The sequence below is a fragment of the Microbacterium sp. Leaf351 genome, assembly GCF_001423825.1.
Taxonomy (GTDB): Bacteria; Actinomycetota; Actinomycetes; order Actinomycetales; family Microbacteriaceae; genus Microbacterium; species Microbacterium ginsengisoli.
In genome coordinates this window covers 158,619-165,190 of the sequence record NZ_LMPK01000033.1, presented here as the reverse complement: position 1 = coordinate 165,190, position 6,572 = coordinate 158,619, and the positions used below count along the sequence as shown (strand labels likewise).

Annotated in this window: 5 protein-coding genes and 1 tRNA gene; 5 read left to right on the top strand and 1 reads right to left on the bottom strand. The window is 69.7% G+C overall.

Features of this window, described 5'->3' with window-relative positions:
* Window positions 1-87: 87 nt before the first annotated feature.
* Window positions 88-160 (bottom strand) — tRNA-Val (locus ASG00_RS09145).
* A 194-nt stretch (window positions 161-354) separates the two neighbouring features.
* On the opposite strand from ASG00_RS09145, the gene aceE reads away from it, so the two are divergent.
* From aceE to ASG00_RS09120, 5 genes are all read left to right on the top strand, one after another.
* Window positions 355-3,084, top strand: coding sequence for a pyruvate dehydrogenase (acetyl-transferring), homodimeric type (aceE, locus tag ASG00_RS09140; RefSeq protein WP_056208827.1), 2,730 nt, complete (start codon window positions 355-357; stop codon window positions 3,082-3,084).
* Between the two features lie 5 nt (window positions 3,085-3,089).
* Window positions 3,090-4,316 (top strand): PucR family transcriptional regulator, encoded by a 1,227-nt coding sequence (locus ASG00_RS09135; RefSeq protein ID WP_045246874.1) that lies wholly within the window; start codon window positions 3,090-3,092, stop codon window positions 4,314-4,316.
* A gap of 91 nt (window positions 4,317-4,407) precedes the next feature.
* The gene (locus ASG00_RS09130) at window positions 4,408-5,328 is read left to right on the top strand and encodes an ACP S-malonyltransferase (protein WP_056208822.1); all 921 of its coding nucleotides are present in this window, start codon (window positions 4,408-4,410) and stop codon (window positions 5,326-5,328) included.
* Complete coding sequence (locus tag ASG00_RS09125; RefSeq protein ID WP_056208819.1) at window positions 5,325-6,329, top strand: beta-ketoacyl-ACP synthase III; 1,005 nt, start codon at window positions 5,325-5,327, stop codon at window positions 6,327-6,329. The genes ASG00_RS09130 and ASG00_RS09125 overlap by 4 nt, the downstream gene beginning before the upstream one ends.
* 75 nt (window positions 6,330-6,404) lie before the next feature.
* Window positions 6,405-6,572 (top strand): acyl carrier protein (locus ASG00_RS09120; RefSeq protein WP_056208816.1); only part of this gene is annotated, 168 nt, incomplete at its 3' end.

Below are 6,572 nucleotides of genomic sequence, written 5' to 3'. Positions count from 1 at the left end.
CGACGACGTCGAGGAGGGCGCGTTGGTCGGCGGGTCGGGCTTTCACCCTCTCAACCTACGGCAGACGGGCGACGTCGCGACCGGAAGTGGGCCCTGCCGGGATCGAACCGACGACATCCACGGTGTAAACGTGGCGCTCTACCAGCTGAGCTAAAGGCCCTCGGGGCCGAGTGTACGAGACATCCGCTCTTCGTGCGGCTCGATCGGAGGGTGCGGGGGCGCGCTGGCACCGGTGCCGCCGATCTTCGTCTGCGGCGGCGCTAGGCTATCCGTCGGCGTTGTAGACCGCGGACAAAGCCGCCGGTCTCGGTGATCTGATCTGGCACGACCTGCCAGCCCGACGAAAGGTGCCTCGTGACTGTTCACGACCAGGATCCCTACTCGCAAGGCCCCCTCGACAGCGACCCTGAAGAGACGTCCGAGTGGCAGGAATCCCTGCAGCAGCTCGTCGACGCCAAGGGTCACGGTCGCGGGCGCGAGATCATGCTCAGCCTGCTGAAGACCTCGCGAGAGCTGCACCTCGGCGTTCCGACGGTGCCGACCACCGACTACATCAACACGATCGCGCCCGAGAACGAGCCCGAGTTCCCCGGCGACGAGGAGATCGAGCGCCGCTATCGCGCGTGGATTCGCTGGAACGCAGCCATCACCGTGCACCGCGCGCAGCGTCCCGGCATCGGCGTCGGCGGCCACATCTCGACATATGCGTCCTCGGCGGCGCTGTACGAGGTGGGTTTCAACCACTTCTTCCGCGGCCAGAACCACCCCTCGGGCGGCGACCAGATCTTCTTCCAGGGCCACGCCTCCCCCGGCATGTACGCCCGCTCGTTCCTCGAGGGACGCCTCACCGAGCAGCAGCTCGACGGCTTCCGCCAGGAGAAGTCGGCGTTCCCCAACGGTCTCCCCTCCTATCCGCACCCGCGCCTCATGCCGGAGTACTGGCAGTTCCCGACCGTGTCGATGGGCCTCGGCCCGATCAACGCGATCTACCAGGCGATGACCAACAAGTACCTCACCAACCGCGGCATCAAGGATGTCTCCGAGTCCCACGTGTGGGCGTTCCTCGGTGACGGCGAGATGGATGAGGTCGAGAGCCGCGGTCAGCTCCAGGTCGCGGCCAACGAGGGCCTGGACAACCTGACCTTCATCGTCAACTGCAACCTGCAGCGCCTCGACGGCCCCGTGCGCGGCAACGGCAAGATCATCCAGGAGCTCGAGAGCTTCTTCCGCGGCGCCGGCTGGAACGTCATCAAGGTCGTGTGGGGTCGCGAATGGGACGACCTGCTCGCCCGTGACAGCGACGGCGCGCTGCTCAACCTCATGAACATCACGCCCGACGGCGACTACCAGACCTATAAGGCCGAGAACGGCGCCTACGTGCGCCAGCACTTCTTCGGTCGCGACGAGCGCACCGCCGCCCTGGTCAAGGACTACAGCGACGAGCAGATCTGGAACCTCAAGCGCGGCGGTCACGACTACCGCAAGGTCTACGCCGCGTTCAAGGCCGCCGTCGAGCACAAGGGCCAGCCCACCGTCATCCTCGCCAAGACCATCAAGGGCTACGGCCTCGGTCCGCACTTCGAGGGCCGCAACGCGACCCACCAGATGAAGAAGATGACCCTCGACGACCTGAAGCTGTTCCGCGACGCGATGCACATCCCGGTCACGGACGCGAAGCTCGAGGAGAACCCGTACCTGCCCCCGTACTACAACCCGGGACCGCAGGACGAGACCATCCAGTACCTGCTCGAGCGCCGCCGGGCCCTCGGCGGATACCTGCCGGAGCGCCGCTCGCACCACGTCGGCATCGAGCTGCCGGGCGACGCGGCCTACGCGCTGCCGAAGAAGGGTTCGGGCACCCAGGAGATCGCCACCACGATGGCGTTCGTGCGTCTGCTGAAGGACCTGCTCCGGGTCAAGGACTTCGGCAACCGCATCGTGCCGATCATCCCCGACGAGGCGCGCACCTTCGGCATGGACGCGTACTTCCCGACGGCGAAGATCTACAACCCGAACGGCCAGAACTACACGTCGGTCGACCGCGAGCTGCTGCTGGCCTACAAGGAGAGCCCGCAGGGCCAGATCGTCCACGTCGGCATCAACGAGGCCGGCGCCCTCGCCGCCTTCACCGGTGTCGGCACCTCGTACGCGACGCACGGCGAGCCGCTCATCCCGGTCTACGTGTTCTACTCGCAGTTCGGCTTCCAGCGCACCGGCGACGCGAACTGGGCCGCGGGCGACCAGATGGCGCGCGGCTTCGTGGTCGGCGCCACCGCCGGTCGCACCACCCTCACGGGTGAGGGCCTGCAGCACGCCGACGGCCACTCGCACCTGCTCGCGGCCACGAACCCCGCCACGGTCTCGTACGACCCCGCCTACGGCTACGAGATCGCCCACATCGTGCGCTCCGGCATCGACCGTATGTACGGCGGCAGTCACAGCGACCCGAACGTCATGTACTACCTGACGGTCTACAACGAGCCGATCGTGCAGCCCGCCGAGCCGGCGGATGTCGACGTCGACGGCATCGTGCGCGGCATCCACCGCATCTCCACCGTCGCGACGGAGGGCGCCGCGCACGCGCAGCTGCTCGCGAGCGGTGTGGGCGTGCCGTGGGCGCTCGAGGCGCAGCAGCTCCTGAAGGACGACTGGGGTGTGGGCTCGGATGTGTGGTCGGTCACCTCGTGGACCGAGCTGCGCCGCGACGGCCTCGCCGCCGACGAGCACAACTTCCTGCACCCCGACGAGGAGCCGGTCACGGCGTACCTCACGCAGAAGCTCGCCGGAACGCCCGGCCCGGTCGTCGCGGTGAGCGACTTCATGCACGCCGTGCAGGACCAGATCCGTCCGTGGGTGCAGCACAACTTCTGGACGCTCGGCGCCGACGGCTTCGGCTTCTCCGACACGCGTGCCGCGGCACGACGCTTCTTCAAGATCGACGGACCGTCGATCGTCGTGCGTGCCCTCCAGGCGCTCGCGGCCGAGGGTGCGGTCGATCGTGCGCTGGTCGGTCAGGCGATCCAGAAGTACCGTCTGCACGACGTGACCGCGGGCACGACGGGCAACGCCGGCGGCGAGAGCTGACCGACGTGCCGGCGACGCCGCCCGGACACGAGCTGCCCGTCGACAAGTCGGGGACCCTTGCGTGGCTGCGCAAGGTCTCCGGCGACCTCGCCACGGCGACGCTCACCCGGCTCGAGGCGACGCTTCCGTGGTACTCCGACATGCCGCCGGCGCGGCGCTCGGCGGTGGGCCTGGTCGCTCAGGCCGGCATCACCTCGTTCATCCAGTGGTACGACGATCCGAAGTCGACCCCCTGGATCGCGTCGGACATCTTCGCCGCCGCGCCGCGGGAGCTGCTGCGCAGCGTGAGCCTGCAGCAGACGCTCCAGTTGATCCGGGTCACGGTGGAGGTCACCGAGGAGCGCATCGCCGACAAGGACTCGCGCCTGCGCGAGGCGGCGCTGCTCTACTCGCGCGAGGTCGCGTTCGCGGCGGCCGACGTCTACGCCCGCGCCGCCGAGGCGCGGGGGCTCTGGGATGCGCGCCTCGAGGCGCTCGTGGTCGACTCGATCCTCAGCGGCGAGGCCGACGACGAGCTGCCGAGCCGTATCGCGGCCCTCGGCTGGCACGGGCACGGCGAGGTCGCGGTGCTCGTGGGCACGACGCCCCCGCAGTTCGACGTCGACCAGTTGCGCCGCATGGCGCGCAAGCTCGGTGTCGACGTGCTCGTGGGCGTGCAGGGCTCGCGGCTCGTGCTCGTGATCGGTCGCAGCGAGGCCGGCCAGCGCACGGGTGAGGATGTGGCAGACCTCCCGTTCCCCGAGATCGCCCGGCGCCTCGAGCCGGGATTCGGCACGGGGCACCTGGTGCTCGGCCCCACGGTGCCGGCGCTCGTCGACGCGAGCCAGAGCGCCCGCGCGGCCCTCGCCGGGTTCGCGGTGGCCGGCGCATGGCGCAACGCGCCGCGGCCGGTGGACGCCGACGATCTGCTGCCCGAACGTGCCCTCGCGGGCGACCCGCTCGCCAAGCGCACGCTCGTCGAGAAGATCTACCGTCCGTTGAAGGCCCACAGCTCCGATCTCGTGACCACGCTCTGGAGCTACCTCGACAACGGCCGATCGCTCGAGGCGACGGCTCGCGAGCTGTTCGTGCACCCCAACACGGTGCGCTACCGACTGAAGCGCGTCTCGGACGTGATCGGCTGGGACGCGACGGGTCCGCGCGAGGCGCTCATCCTGCAGACGGCGCTCGTTCTCGGGGCGATCGGCAGCGACGTCACGCGTCGCCGTGCCGGTGTTCCTCGGCGCGCATGAGCCACGTCGCTGTAGGGCGCGCACAAAGCATCCGGTCATCCTTGTGCGTACCTCGCCAGTGCGACGCCCGGTTCCTTGGCAGGATGGAACGGTGATCATCGCGGTGTTCCCCGGTCAGGGTTCGCAGACCCCCGGCTTCCTCAGTCCTTGGCTCGAGCTCGACGGCGCGACTGACCGGTTGTCGTCGTTCTCGGAGGCGGCGGATGTCGACCTCGCCGCCGCCGGCACCGAGTGGGATGCCGACGCGATCCGCGACACTCAGGTCGCTCAGCCGCTCATCGTCGGCGCGAGCCTTCTCTCCTACGCCGCCTTCGTCGAGGCGGCGGGCACCACGCCCGCGGGTGTGGCCGGTCACTCCGTCGGTGAACTGGCCGCCCTCGCCGCGGCAGGCGTGCTCTCCCCCGTCGACGCACTCACTCTCGCGGGCGTGCGGGGTCGTGCGATGGCGGATGCCGCGGCCCAGACGCCGACCGGCATGAGCGCCATCCTCGGGGGCGACGAAGCCGCGGTGCTGGCGCGTCTCGCCGAGCTCGACCTCACCCCGGCCAACCACAACGGTGCCGGCCAGATCGTCGCCGCCGGCGCCCTCCCCGCCCTGGCAGTCCTCGCCGAGGCGCCGGTGCCGGCGACGCGGGTCATCCCGCTCCAGGTCGCCGGCGCGTTCCACACGTCCTACATGGCCCCGGCCGTTGACGCGCTGCGGGAGGCCGCGGCATCCGTCGCGGTGAGCGACCCGCAGACTACCCTCTGGACGAATGCCGATGGCACCGTCGTCGATGACGGTCCCCGGGCGGTCGAGCTGCTCATCGGACAGGTGGCCTCCCCCGTGCGCTGGGATCTGTGCATGGCCTCGTTCGCCGAGGCGGGCGTGACGGGCATCATCGAATTCGCGCCGGCGGGAACGCTCGTCGGCCTCGCCAAGCGCGCGCTGCGCGGAGTGCCGTCGGTTGCCGTCAAGACACCCGACGACCTCGACGCCGCCGTCGCGCTGCTGAAGGGATCCGCCGCATGAGCGCACCCGTGCTGAAGCAGGGCAGCGGCCCCGCGTTCACCCGCATCTACTCGTACGGGGCCGCCCGTGGCGAGAACGCGGTGCCGAACGACGATCTGGTCGCCGCGATCGACTCGAGCGACGAGTGGATCCGCCAGCGCACCGGCATCATCACGCGGACGCGCGCGGTGCACGGCACGAGCGCGACCGATCTCGCCACCGCGGCCGGCCGTGAGGCGATCGAGCGTTCCGGAGTACCGGCCGACCAGATCGACCTCGTCATCGTCGCGACCATCAGCAACTCCCGCCAGACCCCGTCGATGTCGGCCGTCGTCGCCGACCGCGTCGGAGCGAACCCGGCGGCGGCCTACGACTCGAACGCCGCGTGCGCCGGATTCGCCTACGGTGTCGCCCAGGCCGATGCACTCATCCGCACCGGCGGGGCGCATTACGCCCTGGTCATCGGCGCCGAGAAGCTCTCCGACGTCGTGGACCCGACGGACCGCAGCATCTCGTTCCTCCTGGGCGACGGCGCAGGAGCCGTGGTCATCGGACCGAGTGACTTCCCCGGCATCTCCCGCACCGTGTGGGGCTCCGACGGCTCCAAGGCCGACGCCGTCGGCATGAACGCGACCCTCACCGAGTTCCGTGACGGCGAGGCTGCCTGGCCGACGCTCCGTCAGGAAGGGCAGACGGTCTTCCGCTGGGCCGTCTGGGAGATGGCGAAGGCCGCGCGCCTCGCCCTCGAGGAGGCGGGGGTGGAGGCATCCGATCTGGCCGCCTTCGTGCCGCACCAGGCCAACATGCGCATCATCGATGAGTTCGCCAAGCAGCTGGGGCTGCCCGAGAGCGTGGTCATCGGCCGTGACATCGCGACGACGGGCAACACGTCGGCGGCATCCATCCCGCTCGCCACGCATCGTCTGCTCGAAGAGCACCCCGAGCTCAGCGGCGGCCTGTGCCTGCAGATCGGATTCGGGGCCGGGCTCGTCTACGGCGCGCAGGTGGTCGTGCTCCCGTGAGCGCCGCAGCGGCGCCCCTAAACTGATTCGCGGCCTTGCGGCTGCTGTCCACACCCCACAGAGAAGGAGAAACCCATGGCCCTTTCGACCGAAGAGGTCCTCGCCGGCCTCGCCGAGCTCATCACCGACGAGACGGGCATCTCGGCCGACGAGGTCGCGCTCGAGAAGTCGTTCACCGACGACCTCGACATCGACTCGATCTCGATGATGACCATCGTCGTCAACGCCGAAGAGAAGTTCGGC